The sequence below is a fragment of the Armatimonadota bacterium genome, from assembly GCA_017993055.1.
GTDB lineage: Bacteria > Armatimonadota > UBA5829 > DTJY01 > DTJY01 > JAGONM01.
The window spans coordinates 61,750-87,080 of the sequence record JAGONM010000007.1 but is presented as its reverse complement, the minus strand read 5'-3'; the positions used below and the strand labels follow the sequence as shown (position 1 = coordinate 87,080).

19 protein-coding genes are annotated in these 25,331 nt (G+C 62.1%); 7 read left to right on the top strand and 12 right to left on the bottom strand.

What is annotated here, in order from left to right; all coding sequences use genetic code 11:
• Position 1 precedes the first annotated feature (1 nt).
• Complete coding sequence (locus tag KBC96_04635; protein ID MBP6963677.1) at positions 2–1,726, bottom strand: proline--tRNA ligase; 1,725 nt, start codon at positions 1,724–1,726, stop codon at positions 2–4.
• 162 nt (positions 1,727–1,888) lie between these two features.
• Between KBC96_04635 and KBC96_04630 the strand changes: the two genes are divergently transcribed.
• Positions 1,889–2,968 carry an LptF/LptG family permease gene (locus KBC96_04630; protein ID MBP6963676.1) on the top strand — a complete coding sequence of 360 codons (1,080 nt, stop codon included), beginning with the start codon at positions 1,889–1,891 and terminating at the stop codon, positions 2,966–2,968.
• On the top strand, positions 2,965–5,151 hold the full coding sequence (locus KBC96_04625) for an LPS-assembly protein LptD (protein MBP6963675.1): 2,187 nt from the start codon (positions 2,965–2,967) through the stop codon (positions 5,149–5,151). The genes KBC96_04630 and KBC96_04625 overlap by 4 nt, the downstream gene beginning before the upstream one ends.
• 38 nt (positions 5,152–5,189) lie before the next feature.
• Here KBC96_04625 and KBC96_04620 read toward each other — a convergent pair whose 3' ends face one another.
• Positions 5,190–5,765 (bottom strand): hypothetical protein, encoded by a 576-nt coding sequence (locus KBC96_04620; GenBank protein MBP6963674.1) that lies wholly within the window; start codon positions 5,763–5,765, stop codon positions 5,190–5,192.
• A gap of 203 nt (positions 5,766–5,968) precedes the next feature.
• Here KBC96_04620 and lnt point away from each other — a divergent pair, with 203 nt between their 5' ends.
• Both lnt and KBC96_04610 read left to right on the top strand, forming a co-directional pair.
• The gene (gene lnt, locus KBC96_04615; GenBank protein ID MBP6963673.1) at positions 5,969–7,459 is read left to right on the top strand and encodes an apolipoprotein N-acyltransferase; all 1,491 of its coding nucleotides are present in this window, start codon (positions 5,969–5,971) and stop codon (positions 7,457–7,459) included.
• Positions 7,456–8,085, top strand: a complete 630-nt coding sequence (locus tag KBC96_04610) for a cyclase family protein (protein MBP6963672.1) — start codon at positions 7,456–7,458, stop codon at positions 8,083–8,085. The genes lnt and KBC96_04610 overlap by 4 nt, the downstream gene beginning before the upstream one ends.
• On the opposite strand, the gene KBC96_04605 is transcribed toward KBC96_04610, so the two are convergent.
• The 5 genes from KBC96_04605 to KBC96_04585 all read right to left on the bottom strand — a co-directional run bounded on the left by KBC96_04605 (position 8,082) and on the right by KBC96_04585 (position 14,586).
• Positions 8,082–9,008 (bottom strand): M28 family peptidase, encoded by a 927-nt coding sequence (locus KBC96_04605; GenBank protein MBP6963671.1) that lies wholly within the window; start codon positions 9,006–9,008, stop codon positions 8,082–8,084. The two genes, KBC96_04610 and KBC96_04605, sit on opposite strands and share 4 nt — an antisense overlap.
• Positions 9,009–9,053: 45 nt before the next feature.
• The gene (locus KBC96_04600; GenBank protein ID MBP6963670.1) at positions 9,054–9,704 is read right to left on the bottom strand and encodes a 5'-nucleotidase C-terminal domain-containing protein; all 651 of its coding nucleotides are present in this window, start codon (positions 9,702–9,704) and stop codon (positions 9,054–9,056) included.
• A gap of 77 nt (positions 9,705–9,781) precedes the next feature.
• A protein-coding gene (gene prfB, locus KBC96_04595; GenBank protein ID MBP6963669.1) for a peptide chain release factor 2 occupies positions 9,782–10,883 on the bottom strand; the annotation gives its coding sequence in 2 pieces (ribosomal slippage) (positions 9,782–10,813 and positions 10,815–10,883; 1,101 coding nt in all).
• Between the two features lie 14 nt (positions 10,884–10,897).
• Positions 10,898–11,611, bottom strand: coding sequence for a hypothetical protein (locus tag KBC96_04590; protein ID MBP6963668.1), 714 nt, complete (start codon positions 11,609–11,611; stop codon positions 10,898–10,900).
• A gap of 2 nt (positions 11,612–11,613) precedes the next feature.
• Positions 11,614–14,586, bottom strand: coding sequence for a preprotein translocase subunit SecA (locus KBC96_04585; GenBank protein MBP6963667.1), 2,973 nt, complete (start codon positions 14,584–14,586; stop codon positions 11,614–11,616).
• Positions 14,587–14,925: 339 nt separating this feature from the next.
• Between KBC96_04585 and KBC96_04580 the strand changes: the two genes are divergently transcribed.
• The 3 genes from KBC96_04580 to KBC96_04570 are packed head-to-tail and all read left to right on the top strand — an operon-like array spanning position 14,926 to position 18,696.
• Positions 14,926–15,855 carry an SMP-30/gluconolactonase/LRE family protein gene (locus tag KBC96_04580; GenBank protein ID MBP6963666.1) on the top strand — a complete coding sequence of 310 codons (930 nt, stop codon included), beginning with the start codon at positions 14,926–14,928 and terminating at the stop codon, positions 15,853–15,855.
• A gap of 31 nt (positions 15,856–15,886) precedes the next feature.
• Entirely contained in the window at positions 15,887–16,972 is a 1,086-nt protein-coding gene (locus KBC96_04575) for a hypothetical protein (protein ID MBP6963665.1), read from the top strand.
• 53 nt (positions 16,973–17,025) lie between these two features.
• Entirely contained in the window at positions 17,026–18,696 is a 1,671-nt protein-coding gene (locus tag KBC96_04570) for a glycosyltransferase family 39 protein (GenBank protein MBP6963664.1), read from the top strand.
• Between the two features lie 9 nt (positions 18,697–18,705).
• On the opposite strand, the gene KBC96_04565 is transcribed toward KBC96_04570, so the two are convergent.
• The 5 genes from KBC96_04565 to KBC96_04545 are packed head-to-tail and all read right to left on the bottom strand — an operon-like array spanning position 18,706 to position 25,320.
• On the bottom strand, positions 18,706–21,189 hold the full coding sequence (locus tag KBC96_04565) for an ABC transporter permease (GenBank protein MBP6963663.1): 2,484 nt from the start codon (positions 21,187–21,189) through the stop codon (positions 18,706–18,708).
• Between the two features lie 10 nt (positions 21,190–21,199).
• Positions 21,200–21,859, bottom strand: a complete 660-nt coding sequence (locus KBC96_04560; GenBank protein MBP6963662.1) for an ABC transporter ATP-binding protein — start codon at positions 21,857–21,859, stop codon at positions 21,200–21,202.
• Between the two features lie 46 nt (positions 21,860–21,905).
• A complete protein-coding gene (locus KBC96_04555; GenBank protein MBP6963661.1) occupies positions 21,906–23,333 on the bottom strand; it encodes an efflux RND transporter periplasmic adaptor subunit in 1,428 nt (475 codons plus the stop codon).
• Positions 23,334–23,387: 54 nt separating this feature from the next.
• A complete protein-coding gene (locus tag KBC96_04550) occupies positions 23,388–24,461 on the bottom strand; it encodes an iron chelate uptake ABC transporter family permease subunit (protein ID MBP6963660.1) in 1,074 nt (357 codons plus the stop codon).
• Entirely contained in the window at positions 24,442–25,320 is an 879-nt protein-coding gene (locus tag KBC96_04545) for an ABC transporter substrate-binding protein (protein ID MBP6963659.1), read from the bottom strand. Before KBC96_04545 ends, KBC96_04550 begins: the two co-directional genes overlap by 20 nt.
• Positions 25,321–25,331: the final 11 nt, after the last annotated feature.

Below are 25,331 nucleotides of genomic sequence, written 5' to 3'. Positions count from 1 at the left end.
GCTATGTCTGCCCTCCGATGCTCGCCGGTCGGTGACTCATCCTTGCCCTGACGTTCGCAACTACATCCGGTGCGCTAATCATCTCCGCCGTGTGGGTAGCCCGGTCGCGAATCTCTACGCGTCCCTCCGCCGCCGCCTTGCCGGCGACGATCTGGATAGGCGTTCCGATGAGGTCCGCGTCCTTGAACTTCACGCCCGCCCGGTCCTCGCGGTCGTCGTAGAGCACCTCGACGCCAGCATCTGTCAGATCGGCGTAGACCCTCTCCGCCAGCGCCGCCTGCTCTTCGTTTGTCACGTTTGTGCAGATCAGCTGCACCTGGTAAGGCGCTATGCTGACCGGCCAGATCAGGCCGTTCTCGTCGTTGCTGACCTCAGCTACCGCCGAGAGGATGCGGCTCACGCCGATGCCGTAACAGCCCATTATGATGAGCCTGTCGTTGCCCTCCTCGTCGGTGTAGGTTGCGTTGAGCGGCTCCGAGATCGCGTACCGGAGCTTGAAGATGTGGCCCATCTCCATCCCTCGCTTCTCGTCGAAAGCGGCTCCGCAGGCCTCGCACGTGTCGCCGGCCATCGCATATCGGATCCGGCCCCAAGTGATCTCCCGCTTCACGTCCGACCAGTTTACGTTCGCCAGGTGCGCGTCGCCCTCGTTCGCGCCGGTGACGTAGTTCCGCATCCCGCGAAGTTCTTCGTCGCCGTAAATCGGAATCCCGAGGCCGACAGGACCGCTGAATCCGATGGGACCGCCGGTCGCCTCCAGTATCTGCTCCGGCGTTGCCATCTCGAGTCTCGACGCGCCGATCGTCACGCGAAACCGTCCCTCGTTGAGGTCGTGATCGCCCCGCACTAACGCCGCGACCGGCTTGCCGTCAGCCATCAGGATCAACGTCTTGACCAGACGATCGGGTTTCGTGTTCAGAAACGCACAGACCTCATCGACTGTGTGCGCGCCGGGTGTGCTGACCTTCTCCAGCGCCTTCGGCGCCTCGTCGGACTGTGATTCGACTCGCCGAAAATCCGCGATCTCGGAGTTCGCCGCATACCCGCATCCCGGGCAGATCAGGATCGAGTCTTCCCCTGACTCAGTGAGCAGCATGAACTCCTTCGTCTCCTTGCCGCCGATCGCGCCGCCGCTCGCGTCCACGGCAGTCACCGGCAGTCCGCACCGCTCGAAGATGGAGACGTAGGCGTCGTACATCTTGTTGTACTCGGCGTCTAGCCCATCCTCGTCGCGGTCGAAGGAGTAGGCGTCCTTCATCAGAAACTCGCGGGCGCGCACCAGGCCGCCCCTCGGTCTAGGCTCATCGCGGAACTTCATCTGAATCTGGTAGAGGTTGAGCGGCAGGTCGCGGTAAGATTGGACGCTCCGCCGAACCAGGTCGGTGATGACTTCCTCGTGTGTCGGACCGAGGTAGTACTTCGTGCCCCTCCTGTCCTCGAAGCCGAGCAGGACGTCGTGCATCGCCTCGTCCCGGCCACTCTCCGCCCAGAGTTCCTGGGGATGGAGCGCGGGCAGGAGAAGCTCCTGAGCGCCGGCCTTGTCCATCTCGTCGCGGATGATGTCCGAGACCTTGTTGAGCACCCGCCACCCCAGCGGCAGGAACTCATACACGCCCGCCGCGACCTGCCTGATGAATCCCGCTCGCAGCAGCAGGGCATGGCTCGTCATCTCGACATCCGCCGGCACTTCTCTGAGCGTCGGCGCGAACAACCTCGTGTAACGCACGTCTTCCTCCTATGCAGCCGGGCGGGGGGAGTGCATGACGGATCACCCCGCACAGACAGCGCCATTATACAGTATTTCGCTTCCCGCTTGAACCCTTGGCTTGAGTCGCCGCCTGTGCTACAATGCACCCGGCCTTGAAGTGCCCATGGAGCGCCATCAGCCATGAAGAAGCTGGACGTCTACGTCCTGAGAGAGATGATCGCCCCGTTCCTGATCAGCATGTTTGCGTTCGTCGTTCTCCTGATCGGGCGGGTCATATTCGACAACATCGAGCAGTTGGTCAGGCTCGGGGTGCCCTTCGGGCTGGCGTCGAAGTTGATCGCCTACCGCATTCCCTGGGTTATGGGGATGGTACTCCCTCTCGCCGTGCTCTTTGCCACCTCGCTCTCGGTAAACCGGCTCGCCCGCGACAGCGAACTCACCGCCATCCGGATGTCCGGCACTCCGCTCCGGCGCATATTCCTGCCGATCTTCGTCGTCGGCCTGCTGTGCAGCGTGCTCGCCCTCTGGATAGGTGAGACGGTGACCCCGTGGGCGAATCGCCAGTCACAGCGGACCGTCCGCCAGATATACGGCATACAGGCGATTCCGGCCATCCAGGAGAGGGTGTTCTTCGAATCCGAGGGCTACTGGTTCTACGTCGGCCGGGTCGAGCGTGCATCCACGGACAAGATCGTGCTGCGAGAGGTGATGATCTACCAGCCCTCTACTGCTGAAGGCTTCCCGGCGCTCATCACGGCCAAGGAGGCTTCGAACGACAAGAACCTCTGGACGTTGCGCGAGGGCGTGATGCACAAGCTCGGCAAGGACGGCCTTATGGAGTACGAGATGGCGTTCCCTTCGATGAAGCTCAACCTCCGCCGCGTCTCGCAGGAACTGTGGGAGACTCAGCGAACGGCCGAGGAAATGAGCCTGGGCGAGTTGAAACAGCAGATCACCGCCTTCGGCGACGTAGGCCGCGAGGTTAGAGACATGAAAGTCAACTGGCACTTCAAGGTGTCGGTGCCGCTGTCATGCCTTGTCTTCGCATTGTGCGCCGCTCCGCTCGGCCTGCGGTTCGCGCGCAGCGGAAGCTACTCCGGCATACTGCTAGGCATCATCGTCATGTTTCTCTATCAGAACAACATTTGGCTCGGCAAGGCGCTCGGGCTGGGCGGAATGGTGCCGCCGCTAGTCGCCGGCTGGTCGCAGAATATCATCTTCGGCCTGATCGGCATCTACCTCATCTGGCGGGAAGAGTGAGATCTTCGCTGTTCGGAAAACTCGCCTGCATAACGGTTCTGTTCGTCGTATCGGCCGCCCTCTCCGCCGCCGAGCGCGCGATCACCCTGAGCGCCGACTACGTACGCTGGCACACCGATGATACGGTGGTCGCGCGAGGCAATGTCACCGCGATTTACGAGGGCTACAAGGTCTCTGCAGACTCCGCCTCCGCCGACCTCGGTACGAACATCGCCGTCTTCGAGGGAAACGTAAGCCTCGCGATGCAGACGCATACGGTCTCCGGCGCCAGGCTCGTCCTCGATCTGAAGACGAAGGACTGGTCGCTGGAATCGGCCGCCGCTCAGCTCGGGCCTCAAACCTTCTCCGGTAGCCCGGATGCCCGCGCCTTCATCCGAAGTGAGGAACTGAGTGGCGACGAGACGAACCTCAGGATTCGATCGGGTAGCTTCACCACCTGCGACCGGGAGCATCCTCACTACTGTATTGCCGCTAGGACGCTCGAGATATATCCGGACAGCCGGATAGTCGCTCGCGGGGTCTCCTTCATGGTCATGGACCGGGAACTCTTCAGCATCGGATCCTTCGTTATCCCGATCAGGGGGATGAAGAGCAGCATCCTGCCGCAGCTCGGCTCGAGCGCCGAGGAGGGGATGTTCCTGAAGACCTCCTATGCCTACGCTGCGACCGAGCGCGTACAGGGGTTCCTGAAGCTCGACCTGATGTCGAGGCGGGGTATCGGGGTCGGCGCGGATCAGACCTACAGTTGGAGCGGAGCATCGGGCCTGTTCAACGTCTACTTCCTGCGCGATCAGGAACTCGGAGCGAACAACTTCTCCGGCAGCGTCCAGCATCGCCAGCAGGTCGGCGATGTGAACGTCAGCCTGAGCGGCGACTACCGCTCCAACAGCTATCTCTACTATCCTTCCAGCACCTACAGGAACTATCGGGTCGCCCTGAACAGAACGGTAGGGACCGGCTCGACGGCGCTTTCGTATCAGAGCAACGTCGTGAGCGGGCTGGGGGACACCACCACGGGCCTCGCGTCGCTCAGGCACACTCAGGAGTTCACGCCGGATTTCAGCGGGCGCATCTCGATGGACATGAGGTCGTACCGGTCCTCCTATTTCGACGGGACCGACAGGGAACTGGAGACCGAGCTGGAGTTCAGCAACCGCGGCGCTAGTTTCGATTCGACGCTCCTCATTACCAAGCGGCACGATCTCGACGGAAGCGACTACACCGGCGACGACTTCTACAGCAGCCTCGACCGCATGCCCGAACTGACCCTCGAGACCGACACCTATCGGCTGATGGACAATCCGCCGCTCGATCTCCCGCTCAGGCTCAAGTTCGCGTACGGCAGGTACTACGAGCGGCCCTCGGGCGAGGATCACGGCCGTTTCATGCTTCAGGCCGACCTGATGAACAAGGTCTTCCCGATCGGAGAAAAGACCGACCTCAGCATGGCTGCGGGGTTCAGGCAGACGGTATACGAGTCGGACATGGCTCAGCATGTGATCCGCACCCGCGCGCTTCTCACCACTCGATACAACGAGTTCACGACCTCGCGCATCACTCACAGCTATCAGCGCCCGTCCGGGTACACTCCGTTCCGTTTCGACTACTCGGGCAGGTACAACTACCTGCGCGGGGTGTGGGACTACCAGGATCAGCAGAGGCTCAGGTGGAGTGTGTCCACGGGGTATGATCTGGAACGCGACTCGCGGCCGTGGCAGGACCTTACACTCCGCCTGACCGCTACGCCAAGCGCGAGGTTCGGCGGTTCCCTCTCGACCGGATATGACCTGAATGCCGGTGGTTGGCGCACCCTCATCAGCAGGATCAGGTACGCGAATCCGGACAGGTTCTCGGTAGATGTAGGATCGAGGTACAACCTTCCTCAAGGAGGTTTCGACGCTCTGAGAGGCAGGCTGGCGCTTAAGATCGGCAGCAAGTGGAGCGCCGACGCCATCGTAAGCTGGAACGGATACTCCGACGACTTCGATTACACCGCCTTTCGTATAACGAGGGATCTGCACTGCTGGGAGGCTTCTCTGGTCTTCACCGACGAGACCGGCTTCCGGAAGGACAGGGGGATCATGCTCGACCTGCGACTGAAGGCGTTTCAGGCCGACGACCGCTTCGGGATCGGCCAATACGGCCAGACCTTCGACACCGGCATGGGCGAGTATTACTACTAGCCGCGGCCTCTATGCCTGCGACATCTATCCGCGAACTGCTAGATGTCTATCCTGATGCGCCAGCCTATCATGTCGAGCGGCCTCGTGATTTCTGAGGTTGCGACCGGCGAGCCGTTCTCGTTCAAGAGATCGTCGGGCTGCTCGAGCGATCCGAAGCTGTCGTTGTCGGGGTCGCTGTCCGAGGTGATGAGCAGATTGAGCGTCGAAGCGCTCCCTGCTATCAGCGCGTCAATACTCCGGCGCTGGGCGAGCGGATAGTCCATTGTGATGAAGTTCAGGTCTATGGACTCACCGTTGGCCTCGAGGTCGTTGAGGTCAATCGTGAAAGTGATCGTCTGGCCCGAGGCGCTCGCGTTGATCGGAGTCCCGATTCTGACGTACTGGAACTGTTCGAGATCGAGGAACTTGCACAGCGTGAATTGGCCCCGGTGGTACTCAACGAAATGGGTTGCGGAGCCGGTCACCCATCCCTGACCGGGGATCACCCCGGGGAACACGGGGAGCGGGCCCGCGCCTCCGCCGTCGGTGTCAATCACGGTGTAGTAGTAGAAGTCGTCGTTCACAGCCGCCGCCGTCGTCAGGGTGACCGTGAACGCGCGTACCGGGATGATCACAGACCCTTCCGGAGTCCGCGCGCATCCCGAGAACGCGAGGGCAGTCAACGCTCCGACGCATAGGGCTCTCACGGCGCCGAACTTCATGCCGCTATGTTAGCAGAACGCGCGCCTGGGTTCAAGTTGCGTGTCGGGCGGCGAGACGGCTATAATGCACGAGGTGTTCGAACTTTCGCGCATTACGCGTGCCGTGTGAGCCGAATATGATCGTCACGCTTCTCCTCTCGTTAGTGTCAGGTATCGCGCTGTCACTCGCCTTCCCTGGGGCGGGATTACACACGATGGCGTGGGTGGCCCTCGTACCGCTCTTCTATGTCGCAGTGAATAGAGAGCCTGCCTTCTCGGCGCTCTGCGGCTTCCTGTTCGGGCTGGGGTTCTTCGGCAGCCTTCTGTGGTGGATTCGTATATTTGGTGGGCTCCCGTGGACGCTGCTCGTGATCTTCCAGTCCCTGTACATCGCCGGTTTTGCTCTGTGCGCGAGCATCTTCACCGGGCGGGTGAGTGGGTGGGTTAGGTTCCTTGTCCTGCCGGCGCTCTGGGTCGCCTTTGAGTGGCTGCGTGCGCAGGGTCTGCTCGCCTTCACATGGGGCGATGTCGGCTACTCCCAGGCGCCCGCGCTTCCGGTCATCCAGTTTGCGGCGGCCACCGGGGTGTGGGGGGTCTCATACATCGTGGCCCTCGTGAACTCCGCCCTCGCGAATGCATTTTCCGAGTGGGACGAGAATCGCAGTCTCGGGGGGTGGTATGCCCAGGCGGGCGTGACGGCGCTCATCGCGGCCATCGTGATCGGCTACGGCCTGCTCTCGCTCAACACTCCAGTGAATGGAGAGCCGATCCGCGCGGCCGTCGTCCAGGGCAACATTGACCAGGACACGGATGAGGACCTCGACTACTACGATAAATGCCTTACTACCTACCGCAGGATGACACGCGATGCTGCCTCGAAGAGCGCGGAATTGATCGTCTGGCCTGAGACCGCCGTGCCCGGATTCCCTGGCAGTGAGCCGTATCTGCAGGGCTGGCTGGCGTCCCTGTCCGCAGAGGTGAACGCTTCGCTGGTAGTCGGCGGCCGGGACGAGGACCTGCGCGGTCGGATATTCAACTCCGCGTTCCTGACGGTTCCGGAAGACGGAATGGTCTCGCGATACGCGAAGGTGAGGCTCGTGCCGTTCGGCGAGTTCGTTCCGTGGCGTGATACACTGCCCCTGCTGGACAACTATCGGGTGACGCCGGTTGACCTGACTCCCGGCCGCGGGTTCAACCTGCTCTACGGAGGGCCGTGCCGGATAGGCGTGGCGATCTGCTTCGAGTCAACCTTCCCGTACATCTCGCGGACCCTGGCGCTATCAGGAGCGGAATTGCTCTGCGTCATCACAAACGACGCATGGTTCCTCCGGTCGGCCGCCGCCGAGCAGCACGCCCGGATGTCGGTGCTCCGCGCGGTCGAGAACCGCCGATACCTGCTCAGGGCTGCTGCGACCGGTGTCTCCTGCATACTCGATCCGAGGGGCAGAGTGGTGGGGGAGGTGCCGATATGGGAAAAAGGCACGGTCTCTGCCGAAGTCAGAGCTCTGGACGGCACCACGTTCTATACGCGTCACGGCGACTGGTTCGCCTATGCAGCGCTCGGCATCTCCATTGCGGCGCTCGTCAATGCGATTCGCGACCGCCGCCGATCGGGGGTATCCGGATGACGGTCCGAGACATATCGCTCACGATCTCCGAGGACATGGTCACCTATGGAAACGATCCGCGTGTTGAGATCGAGCCGATCAGCCGTATCGCCCGCGGCGACGGTGCGAACGTCTCGCTGCTGAGACTCTGCTCGCACGCAGGCACTCACGTTGACGCGCCGTTCCACTTCGTCGAGGGCGGTTCGAAGGTTGACGAACTCCCGCTCGATGTGCTCGTCGGCGACTGCGTCGTATGCGAGGTGGATTCGCCGGAGGTGATTACGGTCGCGGACCTGGAGTCGTGCGCTCTGCCGAATCGGTGCACTCGCGTACTCATCAAGACAGCTAACTCCCTTCTGTGGGGGCAGAAGGAGTTCCACGAGAACTTCGTGTATCTACATCCCGGCGCGGCTTCGTGGCTGGTGGAAAGAGGAGTCCGGCTCGTTGGGGTTGACTATCTATCGGTGGACCGATTCCGCTCGGGTAACCACCCCACGCATCTGAGGCTGCTCGGATCCGGGGTGATCGCGGTCGAAGGTCTCGATCTGCGGGAGGTAGCCCCAGGGCAGTACTTCCTTGTCTGCCTGCCGATCAAGGTCAAGGGGCTGGACGGTGCGCCCGCCCGCGCGATCCTCATCGAACGCTAGTCGCGCGGGGATGCTTGCTCTGAGTACACCACCTCTGCCACCGTCTCTCCGACGATCCGAAGTGACTCTGCGCTGCACCTGTTTACAGTGTCCTCGTGAGTGTGCCAGTAGGCGTAATCGAAGTCAATAACATCAATGCAGGGGATGCCGCGTTTGATCAACGGGATATGGTCGTCGGTGATCGCGTACTTCGGCTCGTCTATGAAGAACTTCCCGTATCCGAGTTTCCTGGCCGCCCTCCACACCTTGGCGACGATTTCGGGCGCAGACCCGTTGGAATGGCGTTCGCGGTATATGTTGAGGTCCTTGTCCCCGACCATGTCGAGAAGGATGCAGTATCGGACGTTCTCGGGCTTTTCGAGCTTCGAGGCGAAGTACTTCGCGCCGAGGTACATGTCGTCACCCGTCGGTCCGTAGTCCTCGCCGTCGAAGAGCACGATCGTCACGGGGACCTTCGGCGGCTGAAGTTTGAACATGCGCGCCAGTTCGAGCAGGACGGCCACCCCCGACGCGCCGTCGTTCGCCCCGATGATCGGCTGTCTACGCTTCTCGGCGTCGAGTTCCTCGTCCGCCGTCGGACGTGTATCCCAATGTGCGCAGAGCAGTATCTCCCTGCCCTCGGTCGGCCCGAACGAGGCGATGACGTTCCACATGTCGAGCTTCTCGCCCGACGTGGAATGCGCGTGGTTGAAGCTCTGGAGAGCGACGCGGTCGGAGTGCTTCTTCAACTCGCCGAGGAGGAAGTCCCGCGTCTTGACGTGCTCCGCCGTACCGGGCGGGCGCGGGCCGAAGTCGCACTGCCTCTTGAGCATCGCAAACGCCTTCTCGCCCTCGAACTGCGGGCGCGCGTTCTCCGCGGCGCATCCTGTCAGTGTGAACGCCAGCGACAGAACGACAAGCGTCCTCGCGAGGCAAAGACGCACCGGCCACCGGTCACTGGTTGCTGGACACTGGTCACCGATCACTGATCACTTGTCCTTCACGACGATTCGTTTCTTATCTCGGTAATCGAGGGTGGTCTGCTTGCCCAGGAACTGCTCGACCGCGCTGCTCACCGAAATCTCATCCGCCTTCGACTGCTCGATCGCCTTCTTGTCCCAGATCGTGAAGTAGCCGTGTCCGCCCTTTGCAAGCGGCGCGGAGGTGATCACGCGGTACTTTTTCTCCTTGTCGAGGTCTTCCTTCCCGACCTTGACGTTGGACACTCGGGAGCCCTTCGGCGACTTCAGGTTGGCTGCGAATGACACGCCCGAGACCTGCAGGAAGCCCTGGTTCTTCTGGGGCAGCGTGCCGACGCTCCGCTCGAGCGCTCGAAGTATCTGATCGCCGGACAGCTCCAGGATCGCTGTCTTGTCTTCGGGAAACTTGAGGCACGCCCTGATGCCGTCGGTCTTGATCTCGCCCTCCGGAATAGTGGCGTCCTTGAGGCTGCCGGCCGGGAAGAAGGCGATCTGCGCCTTCTCGTCGAGCGCGCGAAGCGCATCCGACACCAGACTGCCGAGTTCCGTCTCCTTGACGTCGGAGTCAACGCTGGTCAACGCGGCCGGCGCCGTCGCGGCCGCGCAAGGCAGCGCCAGCGAAAGAATCATCATCGTCGCGAGAAGTGCTCGTCTTGTCATCAGTCGTTTCCTTCACAGGCTTTGTAGGCCGCATGAAGTCCCCCATGGGATTATACTCCCTGCGGGCCTATTCTGTTTCAGGAGAGCCGCCAGCGGAGGTACGCGTCCACGAACAGGTCAATCTCGCCGTCCATCACCGCGATGATGTTCCCAGTCTCGACATCGGTACGAAGGTCCTTCACCAACTGGTACGGCTGGAAGACATAGGATCGAATCTGGCTGCCCCACTCGATGGCGCGTTTCTCTCCCCTCAGTTCCGCGAGCTTCGCCTCGCTCTCGCGGCGCTCCAGTTCCAGGAGTTTAGCCTTCAGCACCTTCATTGCCACTTCGCGGTTCTGGTGCTGAGAACGCTCGTTCTGGCAGCTCACAATGATCCCGCTGGGGATGTGTGTGATCCGCACCGCCGAGTCCGTCTTGTTGACGTGCTGGCCGCCTGCGCTGCTCGCCCGGTAGGTGTCCACCTTCAGGTCGTCGGAGTTGATCTCGATCTCGTCCGTCTCGGCGATCTCCGGCACGGCGTCAACCGAGGCGAAAGAGGTGTGCCGCCGGTTGTTCGAGTCGAACGGGGAGATTCGCACGAGCCGGTGGACTCCCCGCTCCGCCTTGATGTAGCCGTATGCGTTCAAGCCGCGCACGGTGAACGTGACGTTCTTCAGCCCGGCGACGTCGCCCTCGACGGAGTCAATGATCTCCGTCGAGTAGCCCTTTCGCTCGGCCCATCGCAGGTACATGCGGAGGAGCATCTCGACCCAGTCGCACGACTCGGTGCCGCCCGCGCCCGAGTTGATCTCGACGATCGCATCGGAGGCGTCGTGCTCCTCGTTCAGCATGGTGGACAACTCGAGGCCGTCCATCCGGGCCTTCGCGGCGTCGAGGTCGGCGCGTATCTCGGCCTCGTAGGTGCCGTCGTCCTCTTCCTCGGAGGCGAGTTCGATGTATGCGCCGAGGTCCTCGATCTTCTTCTCGAGGTCGAGCCAGGGGTCCACCGACTGCCGAAGTTGAGTGAGCTGCTTGAGCACCTTCTGCGCCTCGTCCTGGCGGTCCCAGAACGTCGGCTGCGCGGTCAGTTCCTCGAGCTTCTTTATCTCATCCTGCCTCTGGGCGAGGTCAAAGATGCCCCCTTAGCTGATCAAACTGCTCCTTCAGAGCATCGAGTTCCTTTTTCAGATCGGTGAGCAAGTGGAGTACCCCCTCTAGTGCCTCGGATTGGCAACAAGTGCTGGTTTCCCGGGTTGGTTATCTTTCGAGTATCGCCATAGGGCTCGGTCAAGTTGTCTCATGGAGACCTCGTGCTTCTGAGCAAGGTCGATGCAGTACTGCGCATAGGCTGCCCACGAGTCGCGGTTGCACGCAGGCGGCTTCTCCCAGCCCAGTGACCACAGTGCGCGGAAGTCCCATATAGGATACGGCTGTCCTGCCATCCAGTGAAGAATGGCCGAGGCCACGGATGGGCCCACCCCACGTAGAGCATCCAGAACCTCAATGCTGTGCCAGCCGTCAACGGCAGCTAGAGCTTCGCGGGTAGCATCCTTGACACAGCGCTCCTGATTCATGCAGTAGTGCCTCCGGGGCCGGGGGCTCTTCCATTCGCACACCGCCAGGAACTCCTCCATGAGAAGGTGTCCCCTCGCGCGAGCCGCAGGGGCGATCTGGCTCTCGATCTCTGACTCCAGACGGGCTTCCCTTGCAGTAAGGCAATCCGAGTAACGGCAAGCCAATCCATAGATTTCGTCGGGGTCGAAGCGAAGTTCGAAAGAAATCTCGGTCTGCTCACCATCGTTCAGATCGAGTGCATCCTCCAGGTCCTTCAAGCGGTCCACAAGCTGGCGGTATTCACGTAGGTCGAGCACGATAGCGGTCTTCCTGCCTTGTTCATCCACCAGATACTTCTCACGCACCTTGGGCATTCCTAGTCCCCATCGTCGTCCCTCAAGCAGCACTTCTTGTACTTCTTCCCGCTCCCGCACGGACACGGATCGTTCCGGCCGACCTTCTCCCTCGTCCTCACCGGGACCGCTCTCTGCGGGCGGGGCAGGCCGTCCTCGAAGTCGGCGTATGGGTCATCGTGCCCCTGGCCCGCCGTCGGCGGCGGGGTGAACTCGTTTGCGTTCATGCTCACGTTGCGGTACGGGTTCCGGTAAGGCTCGTTGACCACCTGCACCTGCACGCGGAACATCCAGCGGACGATCTCGTCCTGAATGCCGTGCTGCATCTGGTCGAACATCTCGAAGCCTTCCTTCTTGTAGGCCAGCAGCGGGTCCATCTGCGCGTAGCCCCTCAGCCCGATTCCCTCCAGCAGGTAGTCCATCGCGTCGAGATGCTCGAGCCACTTGCTGTCAATCGCCCGGAGCGCCATCTGACGCTCGAGGTCGCGCATCAACTCCGGCCCGAAGTGCTTCTCCCGGTCTTCGTATGCCCGCTCGGCAAGCTCGGTGAGCATGTCATCTAGCTCGAACCGCTTCTTGTCCTTCAGGTCCGACTTGTTGACATACATCGAGAGGGGGAATATCTCGTCCAGCATCTCGAAAAGCGTGTCTGTGTCCCACTCCGCCGGGTTCTGTCCCTCCGGGCAGTGCATGTTTATGTTGTCGAGCACCGTCTGGTTCAGATAGCTCGTGATCGTCGGCTTGAGGTCCACCCCCTGGAGGATCTTCCTCCGCTCGCCGTAGATGATCTCGCGCTGGACGTTCATCACGTCGTCGTACTGGAGAACCTGCTTTCGGATGCCGAAGTGGTAGGCTTCCATCTTCTTCTGCGTGCGCTCGATCATCCGCGAGAGCAGCTTCGCGTCCATCGCCATCTCTTCCGGCCACGATCCGAGCCACGGGCTTTGCATCCGGTCGCCGAAGACGCGCCACAACTCGTCCTCCAGCGAGACGAAGAATCGCGACAGGCCCGGGTCGCCTTGACGCCCCGAGCGGCCCCTGAGCTGGTGGTCAATGCGCCGGCTCTCGTGCCGCTCGCTGCCCAGGATCGCAAGGCCGCCGCGCCTGACTACCTCAACCGCCTCCACGTTCCGATCGGCGGTCGAGCCCTCAGGCTTCCCGCCGAGTATGATGTCCACTCCGCGCCCGGCCATGTTCGTCGCGATCGTCACCGCGCCGAGTCGCCCGGCGTCCGCGATGATCTCCGCCTCACGCTCGTGGTACTTCGCGTTCAGGACGTTGTGCTCTATCCCCTGCGCCAGGCATTCGCCGAGCCGCTCCATCTCCTCGCCGTCCTGAAGCTCCATCATCCCCGCCAGCCGCTCCATGTTCTCTCTCTTGAGCATGTCGAGCGACGCGCCGAGTTCGCGCGCGAGCGGCGCGAGTTTGCCGAGAGTAAGTTCGCCGAACTTCTGGTTCAGGAACTGGTTCGCTTGCTTCTTCGAGTCACCGTCAATCTTCTTCGATTCCTCGAGCATCGCGCGCAGGACGAACGTCGCCGCCAGGAGCTGCAACCGCTCCGCTTCGAGCCGCCCGCTCAGCCGCTCGGAGGTCTCGATCGAGCGCGTGCCGACGAGCACCGGCTGGAGCTTGCAGTGGAGCTTCAGGATCTCGAGCGTCAGGCCGCGGAGCTTCGACTCCTCGGTCTTGTAGATCACGTCCGGGTGGTCCACGCGAATCATCGGCTGGTTCGTAGGGATCACGACGACATCGAGGCCGTATATCTTTCGGAACTCCTCCTCCTCGGTCTTGGCAGTGCCGGTCATGCCGCCGAGTTTCGTGTAGAGGCGGTAGTAGTTCTGATGCGTGATCTTGGCTAGGGTCTGGCTCTCGTGCTCGATCTTGACCCCTTCCTTCGCCTCGATTGCCTGATGAAGCCCGTCGCTCAGCCGCCGCCCGAACATCAGGCGGCCGGTGAACTCGTCAACGAGGATGACCTGCCGATCGGCTCCGTTGCCCTTGACGACGTAGTCTATGTCGCTCTTGTACATCGTCCGAGCCTTCAACGCCGCGTTCGCGTAGTGCATCAGGTCCGGGTCTTCCGATAGGTTCTCGACGCCGATGCCTTCCTCGACGCGCCGCATGCCCTCCTCGGTCAGCATTGCGGTCTTGGCCTTCTCGTCCATCGTGTAGTCGCGCTCGTGCATCAGGCGCGCGACCACGCGGTCCATCTTGTAGTACATCTGGTTCGATTCGGCGGCTTGGCCCGAGAGGATTAGCGGAACGCGCGCCTCGTCAACCAGCACGGAGTCCACCTCGTCCACGATGGCGTAGTTGAGTTCGCGCTGGACCAGTCCCTCGGGCGAAAACGCCATGTTGTCGCGCAGGTAGTCGAACCCGAAAACGTGGTTGGTGCCGTATGTTATGTCCGCCAGGTACGAATCGTGCTTCTCGGCGCGGCGCAGGTTGCGGTAGACCGGCTCCTCCTCGTTCACGTAGTCCGGGTCGTAGAGGTACGATGCCTCCAACTCGCCGGTCTCCGGGTTCGATCCCTGGAGCGCCCCGACGCTCATTCCGAGGAAATGGTATATCGGACCCATCCACTGCGCGTGGTACTTCGCCAGGTAGTCGTTCACGGTGATCAGGTGCGCGCCCTTGCCCTCCAGCGCGTTGAGGTACAGCGGCGCTGTTGCGACCAGAGTCTTGCCCTCACCGGTCTTCATCTCGGCGATCCGACCCTCGTGCAGGACCATTCCGCCGATGAGCTGCACGTCGAAATGCCTCATCCCGACGGTACGCTTGCCCGCCTCCCTGACGGTCGCGAACGCCTCCGGGAGGATGCCGTCGAGCGTTTCGCCCTCCGCGAGGCGGCGCTTGAACTCGTCCGTCTTCGACCGAAGCTGCTCGTCGGATAGCGCCTCCATCGCAGGCTCGAGGGCGGTGATCTTCTCGGCGATCTTCCGGAACCGCGCGACCTCTCGCTCGTTGCTGCTGAAAATCCAGTTGATGACATTCATAATGTGACTCTGATACCCGCTTTCTTAACCGGTTCATTCTACCATCCGACGCCTGCCCTGTCAAAGAAGAGCGGGTGCGCCACGTCCTTATGTACGACTGGTGGAGGCCCATCGGTTCCGGGCGACTGAAGTCACGGCAACGAAGGCACGAAGTGTCCCTGCGGACACTGGGAGTAGGGGCCGCGACTTCTCAGTCCACGGAGGTGGACTTCGCGCACTTGTTGCCGCGGTTTCAACCTCCCTGAGGCGTTGCATCTACGCCTTCGTTCCGCTATACTGTTTCCTCGGAAGGCGGTGGCACGCATGAACGCACTCATTGTGGCCGGACTGCTCGCGATCATGGCGGCGGCCCCGGCGACTGACGACAACAAGGAAACCAAGCCAATGCTCGACGCGAAATCCCCCGAGTTCTGGAAACTCGTCCCCAAGGACGCCGTGGTCGAGAAGGTCGCGGACGGATTCCATTTCACCGAAGGCCCGCTGTGGAGCAAGGCCGGGTTCCTGGTCTTCAGCGACATCCCCGGCGACAACATCGTCAAGGTCGCGTGGGACAAGTCCGGGAAGCTGCAGCAAGGCGTCTACCGAAAAGTGAGCGGCAACTCGAACGGCCTGACCTATGACAAGGAGGGCCGCCTCATCGCCTGCGAGCACGGAAACCGTCAGGTCACCCGCGAGGAGAAGGACGGCACGATCACCGTCCTCGCGTCGCACTTCGAAGGCAAGCGGCTCAACAGCCCGAACGACATCGTCGTCAAGTCCGACGGCAGCGTCTACTTCACCGATCCGCCCTACGGATGCCCCGATCCTCAGCGCGAGATCAAGTTCCAGGGAGTCTTCCGCATCTCGCCCGACGGCAAGCTGACCCTCTTGGCCGAAGACTTCGATCGCCCGAACGGACTGGCGTTCTCGCCCGATGAGAAGACGCTCTACATTGCTGACTCATCGTCTCGCGCCCATATTCGCGCGTTCGACGTGAAGCCCGACGGCACCCTCGCGAACGGTCGGGTATTTATCGAGATGAAGATCGGCGAGCCCGGTGCCCCGGACGGCATGAAGGTAGACCGGAAGGGCAACCTCTGGGCGACCGGCCAGGGCGGCGTGTGGGTGATAGACCCGAAGGGCACGTTGCTCGGCATCATCCGTGCGCCCGAGATTCCTGCAAACTGCGCGTGGGGTGAGAAGGACGGCAAGACGCTCTACATGACCGCTCGCACCGGTCTCTACCGAATCAGGACGAACGCCAAGGGCATCAGGCCGTGGATGAAGTGAAGGGGCCACACCCCCGCAGGTCACTCGCGCTATGAACGCACGAGAAAGCTTCCTGAGAGTATGTCGTTTCGAGCCGGTTGACCATCCCCCGCGCTGGGACTGCCTCGGGTTCTGGGGCGAGACCGAAGAGCGCTGGAAGCAGGAAGGCCTCCCCGCTGACACGTCCGCCTGGGAGTACTTCGGCATGGACCGTTGGAACACCGTTCCCGTGGACGCCGGTTTCACCCATAATCCCTACCGTCCGCCGTTTGAGCACAGGGTCATCCAAGAGGACGATCGCACCGTCACCTTCATGGACGGCAGTGGCATCACTAAGCGCGACCGCAAGGGCCCCGAGACCTCCATGTCGCAGTTCATCAGCTTCCCGGTCAAGGAGCGCAAGGACTGGGAGACCCTGAAGTGGCGGCTCGACCCCTCGACTCCTGAGCGCTATCCCGACTGGGCCGACGTCCGCAAGCAGATGGGCGGCCGGGAACAGCCCTGGGGTATGAACATCGTCGGCGGGTACGGCTGGCCGCGCAACCTCTTCGGCGAGGAGAATCTGGCGTACATGTACTACGACGATCCGGGCCTGATGCACGATATCATGCGCCACTGGGCCGAGTTCTGCAAAGGCATCTTCGATCGCGCGCTCCCGCACGTCGACCTCGACTACGTCTACATCTGGGAGGACATGGCGTTTAAGAACGGCCCGCTGATCGGCCCGAGGACCTTCGAGGAGTTCATGCTCCCGTACTACAAGGAGGTCGTCGGCTGCATCCTGTCGCACGGCGTCCCGAACGTCATTGTGGATTCCGACGGCGACAACCGCCCGATCCTGGACTATTTCGTCGAGGCCGGTGTCAACGTCTTCTTCCCGCTCGAGATCGCCGCGAACATGGAGCCGCTCGAGATTCGCGAAAAGTACGGCCGGAAGCTGGTCCTGTGGGGCGGTATTGACAAACGCGTGCTCTCGAAGGACAGGGCCGCAATTGAGCACGAACTGATGCGCAAGGTCCCGCAGATGATCGAATCAGGAGGCTACATCCCGGCGATTGACCACTCCGTCCCGCCGGACGTTCCGTTCGAGAACTACGTCTACTACACCGAACTGCTGAGGGAACTCGTCCAGCGGTAGAGCGCCCCTACTCGTACCGCCAATCGTAATCGTACTCAAACTGGAGACAAGGAATGGCCGAACCTCTTCCTGACACCAAGGTGGAACGCCACCGCAACCTCCTTGCGATCGGCATCATCGCCGCTGTGTGGATTCTCATGGTTGCCATCACCAATCCGTCCGGCGAGTTTCCGCTGAACGACGACTGGTGCTATGCCCTGTCCGTCAGATCGCTCGTGGAGGACGGGACATTCACCATGGTCTCCATGGTTACGATGACACTCTTTACCCAGGTGCTCTGGGGCGCGCTCTTCTGTCTTCCGTTCGGGTTCTCGTACACCGCGCTCAGGGCCTCTACCCTCGTCGCCGGCCTCGGAGGGCTGATCGGCACCTATCTGCTGCTCAGGGAACTCGGTGCCGGGCGGAGGGTCGCCGTCATCTGCACGCTCGTAGTCGCCGTCAATCCGATATACTTCAGCCTCTCCAACACCTTCATGACGGATGTGCCCTTCTACACCCTGTCGGTCCTGTCGGTGTATGCCTTCGCGCGGGCGCTCAGACGACGCTCGACCTACGGCTACGTCGCAGGAACAGCGATTGCATGCCTGGCGGCTCTGATCCGGCAGTCTGGTCTGGTGCTCCCGATCGCATTCGGGGTCGCATGCCTCTTCGCGCACGGCGCCCGCGTTCGCGGCGTAGTGAGAGCGTGCATCCCTGCGGTCGCCGTCGGTGGAGTTCTGCTCGCCTACCAGCAGTGGCTCAGTGCCTCCGGGGGCTTGCCGGAGTTCTACGGTGTACAGGTGAAGAACAGCACGAGATTCTTCACCCACGGGCTTGACTCGGTGCATGCAGCCTATGTAGTCGGTCTGACCGCGTGCGTGTATCTGGGTCTCTTCCTGTTTCCGCTGCTCGTCTACAGGTTCGTCGCCGCGCGGAAGAACATCTGGTGGATTGCCGGCACAGCAGGGCTGGCGTATGTCATATCCATACTCATCCGTCCGATCGGTTGGAGGCAGGGTATGCCCATGAGCCTGCATCTGGGCGATATCATCACCCCATTCGGCATAGGGCCTTTCCTTCTGAGTGATGTTGTCTACTTGCGTATTCCCAGCCCCGGTCTGCTGCCTTCCGCATTCTGGTCCGCCGTGACCATGGGCAGCGCGCTTGGGGCCGCCCTGCTTCTTGTGCTTCTCTTCCAGTCCTTGTTGGCGCTTCGGCGCGAATCCGGGTCTCAGGACGTTGATCGGCCGCTTTTCGCATTGATGATCTCCGGGGCGGCGCTATCACTGGCGCCGATAATGATGCTCTACTTCTACGTATACTATGACCGCTATTTCCTGGCGATGATTCCGTTCGTCATGGGCATGATCCTACTCTCGGACCGTGCAGAGATTCGGCCGAAGCGCGCGATGACGGCGGCTGTTGTCACCGTTTTGGTGATAGGGGGCATTCTCAGTGTGGGCATGACTCATGACTATCTTGCCTGGAACCGCGCGCGGTGGGCCGCGCTCGATGATCTGATGGCTCAGGGAGTTCGGCCGTCCGATATCGATGGAGGATACGAGTTCAACGGGCTCTACGACTACGAGTCCAGGTACGCAGACGGCTGGTGGCGTCCAATCCAGGAGGAATACGCGATCACGTTCGGTCCGATTGCTGGTTACGATACGGTCAGAGTCTATCCCTACCGGACGTGGATTCCTCCGCGCGAGGCCGGCATCCACGTTATGGAGTCATGGGAGTGACCTCGGGCCCTATCCGCTGACTTCCTTCGTCGCCTTCGCGAGGTCGAGGCGGCTGAGGTAGTAGATTCCAGGAATCTGGGAGATCAGGACCGCCGCGAGTATGCCGACGATCGTCCACGTGTAGGTCTTGGGCAGTATATGCGTCTGCATGTGGAACGAATCGCTGACGTAGAGCTTCACGAACTCGTCCGCAAGCCACATCCCGATCGGAAGGCCGATGATCGTGCCGGCTAACCACGTGCAGAGGTTCTCGATCGTTACCATCCCCGCTACTCTCCAGACGCTCACGCCGAGCGCGCGCATCGAGGCGATCTCCCTCGTCCGCTCGAGGATGTTCATCGTCGTTGCGTTGAAGACGATGATGATCGCCAGCACCATCGCGAACCCGAGCATCACGTTCACGAAGGTAGTGAACGTCTTGAGCATCTCGTCGATCTGCACCCTGACGTCAGCCATGTTGACCACCACTACGACCCCGGGAATGTCGTATAGGCGGTCCCTTATGGCCTCGGCGTGTACGCCGTCGGTTCGCACCATGATGCCGTTAATCGCATTTGGCGGGAGTTCCATTGCCCGTCCGTAGATTCGGCGCACCTCGTCGATGTTCATGATCGTGGAGTCCCCGATCGGTCCGAAGAGCGCGCAGGCGATCGGCACCCGCTCGTTGATCTCGACCTGCTGCAGGCTCCGGCTTGGCAACATGACCTCCTCACGGTACCGACTGGAGTCGCCTCCCACAATCGGGGCATCCGCCAACTCCGGCACGATACTCTCCGGGAGCGTGAGCGTGACGCTCTGTCCCAGCGAGAGCCCGAGCGCGGCGATGGTCGGTGAGCCCATTGCTATTCCCTTGCGAGGCACCGGGAAAACGGTGCCGTCGGGGGCTGTGAGGTTCAGCAATCGGCAGTCGAGTGCATTTCCGTAGATTACGGTGATATGCTCTTGGCCATCGTGGACGATCTTCACCGGAACTTCCAGGAATGGCTCGGCTCGCTTGACGCCCTTCCATGTGCGCACGCGGCCGATGACGTGCTCGGTCTCGGGATGCAGGAAGCTCGCCAGCACATCGTATCGCTGAATCTTGTCGAAGTAGAAACGGATCGAATATGCAGACGAATCGATCAGCCCGGAGGAGACCAGGATCAGGGTAATCGCCGACGCAATCCCGATGACCGTCGAGAACGTGCGCTTGGGGCTGCGGAATAGGTTTCTGAACGGCAGCCGCCAGGTGTAGCTCATCCGGCCCAGCGCCGGGACCGCCCGCTTGACGGCCGGAACGCGTCCGCCGGTAGGGACGTCGGTGCGGATCGCCTCCGCGGGAGTAAGCTGTGCCGCCGCCATCGCCGGAAGTATTCCCGCAAGGAATGTCGCGGCCACCGCGACTCCCACCCCGAGGGCCATCGGGCCGGGCCTCGGGGTCATGTCGTAGTAGGGGACGTTGATCAGGCGGCTGAAGAGCAGCGTGAGTCCGATGCCCATCCGGTAGCCGAGCAGGCTGCCTATCGCCGATCCGAGCACGCCGATCAGGACGGCAAACCCCGTGTAGTGATGCAGCACGTCGGTGCTGCTGTAACCGACCGCCCGCATGAAGCCGATCTGCGGCCGCTGGGTGTGAACCATGCGCCCGAGCAGGTTGTAGATGCTCAGGGATGCGATGCCGAGGAAGAGCACCGGGAAGAAGATCGCCAAGTTGCGCATAGCCTTGAGGTCTATGGCGAGTCGCTCGTAGCCGGCCTGCTTCTCCATCGGAAGCGGATCGTCCGCGTTGTATGAGCGAAGTGCCTCCCTTACGGCCCGCATGACTGTCTCCCGGCGCGCGCCGGGCTTGACGGTAACCTGGACCTGGTTGATCGCCCCGAACGAGCCGAGCAGCCGGTCGGCCATCTCCTTGCGCATGAACATGACGCAGAAGTGCTTCGGGTTCGGCATCGGCTGGTCGCGGCTTCGCAGGACCAAAATGTACTCCGGCGACTTGATGATCCCCGAGATGCGGAACCGTACCTGGTCGCCGTTGACCACGGGGTAGATGAAGTCGCCGGGCCGGTAGTTGTTTCGCTTGGCGAACCCGGATTCCAGCAGGAGCTCACGCTTGTTCCCGGCCGATGGCATGTTGCCGCGGATGAGCAGGAGTTGGTTCAGACTGGGCGGCTTCTTGTCTGGGATCGAGGTGATCCGCCCGGTGATGCGCTTCGGATCGATGTTCTTCTGCTCGACCTCCAGGTCCTCGATGTACCGTCCCTCGGTCTGCATTACGCCGGGGATGCGAAGCACGCGGCCGACGACCTGCTCCGGGGCCGACTGCATGTCAACAGTGAAGTCTGCCATGTGGAGCCGCTCATAGGAGCGCTCATACGACTTGCCGAGGTTGAGGTACGAGAGGTAGGTGGCGTCCCAGAGCGCGACCCCCGACGCAACCATCAGAAGCACGCCCGCGAAAAGCCACGGCGAGAAACGGACATCGCGTACCAGTTTGAGGTTGATCTTTCGGGTCATGATCGGAAGCTTACCACCTCAGGTCCCCGGGATCGAGCGGCTCGGCGTTCTCCTCGACGGAGACGATCTCGCCGCTGTGAAGCTTTACAATCCGGTCGGCGACTTCGCCGATCGCCGCGTTGTGCGTCACCAGCACGACCGTGATGCCCCTCGCCCGATTCACATTCCTCATCAGCTTCAGAATCAGCTTGGCGGTCTCGTAGTCGAGGTTGCCGGTAGGCTCGTCGGCAAGAAGCAGGGTGGGATTCTTCACGAGAGCCCGGGCGATCGCGACCCTCTGCTGTTCGCCGCCGGACAGCTCGGACGGGAAGTGGTCACCTCGCTCTCCGAGGCCGACTTCCGCCAGCACCTCCATCACGTTGGCCGGACTGTCGACCAACTCCGAGACGAACTCGACGTTCTCCCGCGCGGTGAGGGTCGAAATCAGGTTGAAGAACTGAAAGACGAAGCCCACGCTCGTGCGGCGGTACTCGGTGATCTCGTCCTCGCTCATGTGGGTAATGTCGCGTCCCTTGAAGAGGACCCGACCGGACGTGGGGCGGTCAATGCCACCGATCAGGTTCAGTAGCGTCGTCTTGCCCGAGCCGCTCGGGCCCAACATCACGACGAACTCCCCGCGTCGTACGGTGAGGTCGGCGGGGTGTAGGGCCGGCACCGACACCGCGCCCATGAGGTAGGTCTTCTCTGCCTGATCAAGACGGATCAACTCAGAGGATTCAGGGTGACTCAACCGAGGCCCTCTCGATCCTGACCCTCTGCCCGTTCTCCATGCGGTCGGGCATCGAGACGGTTACGATGTCTCCCGGCTCGAGGCCGCTCAGCACAACCGTGTGCTCGTAGTTCGATAGGCCTGTCGTGACGAAGCGGTATCGGACGCGCCCCTCGCATATGCGGCAGACCTGCTGACGCTCGCCGATCTGCACGAGCGCCTCGTTCGGCACTAGAACGACGTCCTCTCCAATGCGCCTCTTGCCGCTGATATCAACCTCCATTCCGGGTCTCAGCGGCAACTCTCCTGACTCGACCTCGATCCGTGCCCGCACGATCTTGGCCCTGATACGCCCGACGGCCTTCGGTTCCGCGATCGGCGAGATCTGGACGACTCGGCCCTTCGCGGCGCGCCCCGGGTATGAGTCGGTGCTGATCGACACTGCCTGTCCGACAAACAACGCCGCGACGTCCTCCTGGTCCACCTCTGCCGTAACCCAGGTCTTTCGGATCGGCGAGATAGTGAAGATCGGTGCCTGCGGGCCTGCGACCTCGCCCGCCTCCATGTGCTTTCGCGCGATCACCCCGTTGAACGGGCTGCGGACGGCGGCGTACTCGGTCTGCGACTGAGCGGCCCTCAGTCCGGCCGCTGCTCGGGCGACCTGCGCTTCGGCGGTCTCCACCTGTCGCTCTGCCATCCGCACTAAGTCCCGCGAAGCTTCAGCTTCGCGCAGAGCGGCCCGCGCGGATGCCACCTGAGCCTCTGCCGTCTTGACGGTATCGGGCCGGGGTCCTTCTTTCACCAGTGCGAGCTGCGCTTCGGCGGCGCGGTAGGCGGCGCTCGCCGTATCGGCAGCGGTCTTTGCCGTGTCTCTCTGCTGAGGGGCAATGGCTCCATCAGACAGCAGTCTGTCTGCGCGTTCCAGGTCCAGACCGGCCTTGGCCATCTGTGCTCTCGCCGCAGCGGCACTCTCCTCCGCCTGCTCGATCTCCTGGGGGCGCGCGCCCTTCAGTAGGTCGGCAAGCTGTGACTCGGCGGTGCTGATTCCGGCCTCTGCCCGCTTAATTGAAGCGGCACTCTGGTTGCGCTGGGCGGATAAAGCGGACCTTGAGCGTTCGAGGTCGGCCTCTGTTGCCGATACCGCGGCGCGCGCTTGGTCAACCTGCGCGTCGAGGTCGTCGCTCTCGAGCCGCGCGATCACCTGACCGGCCGAAACGGTGTCTCCCTCCCTGACCATGAGAGAAACTATCCGCCCGACCATCCTCGGCGCGATATCCACCAGGTCCGACTCCACTACGCCGGTAGTCGAGAGTTCGGCCACCAGGTCTCCGCGCACGATCTCTGCGACCTGCACGGAAGGCGGTCTCGGCATCAGCAGGTATACGACGGCGGCGATGATCAGTATGGCGGCTATCCAGTTTGTCGGTTTTCGCATATCCAATCCGAAGTCGAGAATCGGACAGGTACGAATCGTCCGACCGGCCCGAAGCTATCCTGCCTTCCTCAGGAGGTAAAGGAAAAACGGCGCGCCCAGAAGGGCGGTGATGATTCCGACCGGGATCTCCCCCGGAGCCATCGCCGTCCGAGCCACCGTGTCTGCCGCGATCATGAGCAGTGCGCCCAGAAGGCCGGAGCACGGGAGCAGTATTCGGTGGTCTGGTCCCACTATCCTGCGCGTGATGTGCGGCACCATCAGCCCGACGAAGCCTATAGTGCCGCTCACCGACACCGCCGCAGCCGTAAGGAGCGCCGTCGCCGCGATCAGCCTTCTCTTGAGCGATTCGGTCTCGATCCCCAGGTGCCTTGCCGACTCCTCTCCCAGAGCGAAGAGGTTCAGGTCGCGTGCGTAGGCGTACACGACAAGCGATCCGACTAGCCCAAAAGGCAGCACGACCAGCACTCGCCCCCACGGATCCGATCCCGCGAAGCTGCCCATCGTCCAGAATACGATCGTCTCGAGGTTCTCGCTGGCGAATGTCATCAGGAAGGTAAGTACCGCCCACATGAACGCACCGACCACCACTCCCGACAGCAGGAATGAGAGCACCGATACCTTCCCCGCCCTCATCGCAAGGCCGTACACGGCGCTCACTGTGATCAGCGCGAAGGCGAACGCCAGTACCGGGATGCCGAATCCCAACATCCAGCCCTGAACCCCCAGGATCACGCCGATTCCCGCACCGACCGCCGCTCCGGACGAGACGCCGATCATGTACGGATCGGCCAGCGGATTCAGCAGCAATCCCTGGAGGGCAGCTCCCGCTACCGCTAGTGACATCCCAACGAGCGCCGCCAGCAGCACCCTCGGGATATGGAGCTGCCACACGATCATATCCACGTCCTCGGGGAGCGACTGCCGGCACATGCCGTCCAGGCCGGGGATGTGCTTGAGCGTGACCTGCGCCACATCCGAGATGGTCACCGTCACCGCGCCCAGACCGGCGCTCAGCACCATGGCGGCGACGAGCAGTGCCGTCAGAACCGCCGATGCTCTGATCAGCCTTGCGGTCAGGTTCGATCTGACCCGAGGGTTGGGCGGCGTCTCAGAGTTTGGCGAATACATCGGGATGGATCAGCCTTGCGACAGCCTTCAGGCCGTCAGTGAGTCGCGGGCCCGGTCTGACCAGAAGGTCCGGGTTGACCTCGTGAACCCGCTTCTTCCTGGCCGCGTTCGTCCTTGCCCACAGCCCCTTGGAGAAGATCTGTCGGTCGGTCGGCGTTGTGTAGATTACGATGTCCGGCTTGCGCCAGACCGCGGCCTCGGTGGAGAACTGGTTGAAGCCTGGCTTGGCGTCCGATGCCAGGTTGGTCCCGCCCGCCAGACGGACCATCTCGTCCACGAAGGTTCTCGGTCCCGCCGCCCACAGAGGCTCCCCCTGTACCGCTACGAGTACCTTAGGCCTGGACTTGATAACTGCCGCCTTCTTCTTGACCAGCGCTATCGTGGATTTCATACTCGTGACGATCCGTGACGCCTGCTTCTCCCGATTGGTGATGAGGCCGATGGTCCTGATGTCGCGCATTGCCTCGTCGAGGGTCTTGGGATCGAAGGCCGCCACCACGATGCCGTGCTTCTCGAGCGAGCGGATCGCCTCCTCGTTCAGAAATCCGTGGGCCAGCACGAGGTCCGGCTTGAGCGAGATTACCTTCTCGACGCTCGTCCTGATGTCGCCGATCCGCGGCTTCTTCCTCGCGGCCTCGGGGTAGTTGCAGAACCTAGTCACACCCACAACCCGTTTCTCAAGGCCGAGTGCGAAGAGAATCTCCGTGCAACTCGGTGCGATTGACACGATCCGCTTCGGCTCGCGGACGATATTGACCGCCTTGCCCCGGCAGTCCTTGATAGTCGTCGGGTACTTCGCCACCCCGGCGGCGCAGGGGAGCACGAGCAGGGCCAGCAGTGTGATAGCCAGTCGTTTCATCAGGGTCTCCG

Coding starts and splice junctions, on each gene's coding strand:
- KBC96_04630 (MBP6963676.1), top strand. CDS start 1,889: ATGAAGAAGCTGGACGTCTACGTCCTGAGAGAGATGATCGCCCCGTTC.
- lnt (MBP6963673.1), top strand. CDS start 5,969: ATGATCGTCACGCTTCTCCTCTCGTTAGTGTCAGGTATCGCGCTGTCA.
- KBC96_04610 (MBP6963672.1), top strand. CDS start 7,456: ATGACGGTCCGAGACATATCGCTCACGATCTCCGAGGACATGGTCACC.
- KBC96_04600 (MBP6963670.1), bottom strand. CDS start 9,704: ATGACAAGACGAGCACTTCTCGCGACGATGATGATTCTTTCGCTGGCG.
- KBC96_04590 (MBP6963668.1), bottom strand. CDS start 11,611: ATGCCCAAGGTGCGTGAGAAGTATCTGGTGGATGAACAAGGCAGGAAG.
- KBC96_04585 (MBP6963667.1), bottom strand. CDS start 14,586: ATGAATGTCATCAACTGGATTTTCAGCAGCAACGAGCGAGAGGTCGCG.
- KBC96_04580 (MBP6963666.1), top strand. CDS start 14,926: ATGGCGGCGGCCCCGGCGACTGACGACAACAAGGAAACCAAGCCAATG.
- KBC96_04575 (MBP6963665.1), top strand. CDS start 15,887: ATGAACGCACGAGAAAGCTTCCTGAGAGTATGTCGTTTCGAGCCGGTT.
- KBC96_04570 (MBP6963664.1), top strand. CDS start 17,026: ATGGCCGAACCTCTTCCTGACACCAAGGTGGAACGCCACCGCAACCTC.
- KBC96_04565 (MBP6963663.1), bottom strand. CDS start 21,189: ATGACCCGAAAGATCAACCTCAAACTGGTACGCGATGTCCGTTTCTCG.
- KBC96_04560 (MBP6963662.1), bottom strand. CDS start 21,859: ATGGGCGCGGTGTCGGTGCCGGCCCTACACCCCGCCGACCTCACCGTA.
- KBC96_04555 (MBP6963661.1), bottom strand. CDS start 23,333: ATGCGAAAACCGACAAACTGGATAGCCGCCATACTGATCATCGCCGCC.
- KBC96_04550 (MBP6963660.1), bottom strand. CDS start 24,461: ATGTATTCGCCAAACTCTGAGACGCCGCCCAACCCTCGGGTCAGATCG.
- KBC96_04545 (MBP6963659.1), bottom strand. CDS start 25,320: ATGAAACGACTGGCTATCACACTGCTGGCCCTGCTCGTGCTCCCCTGC.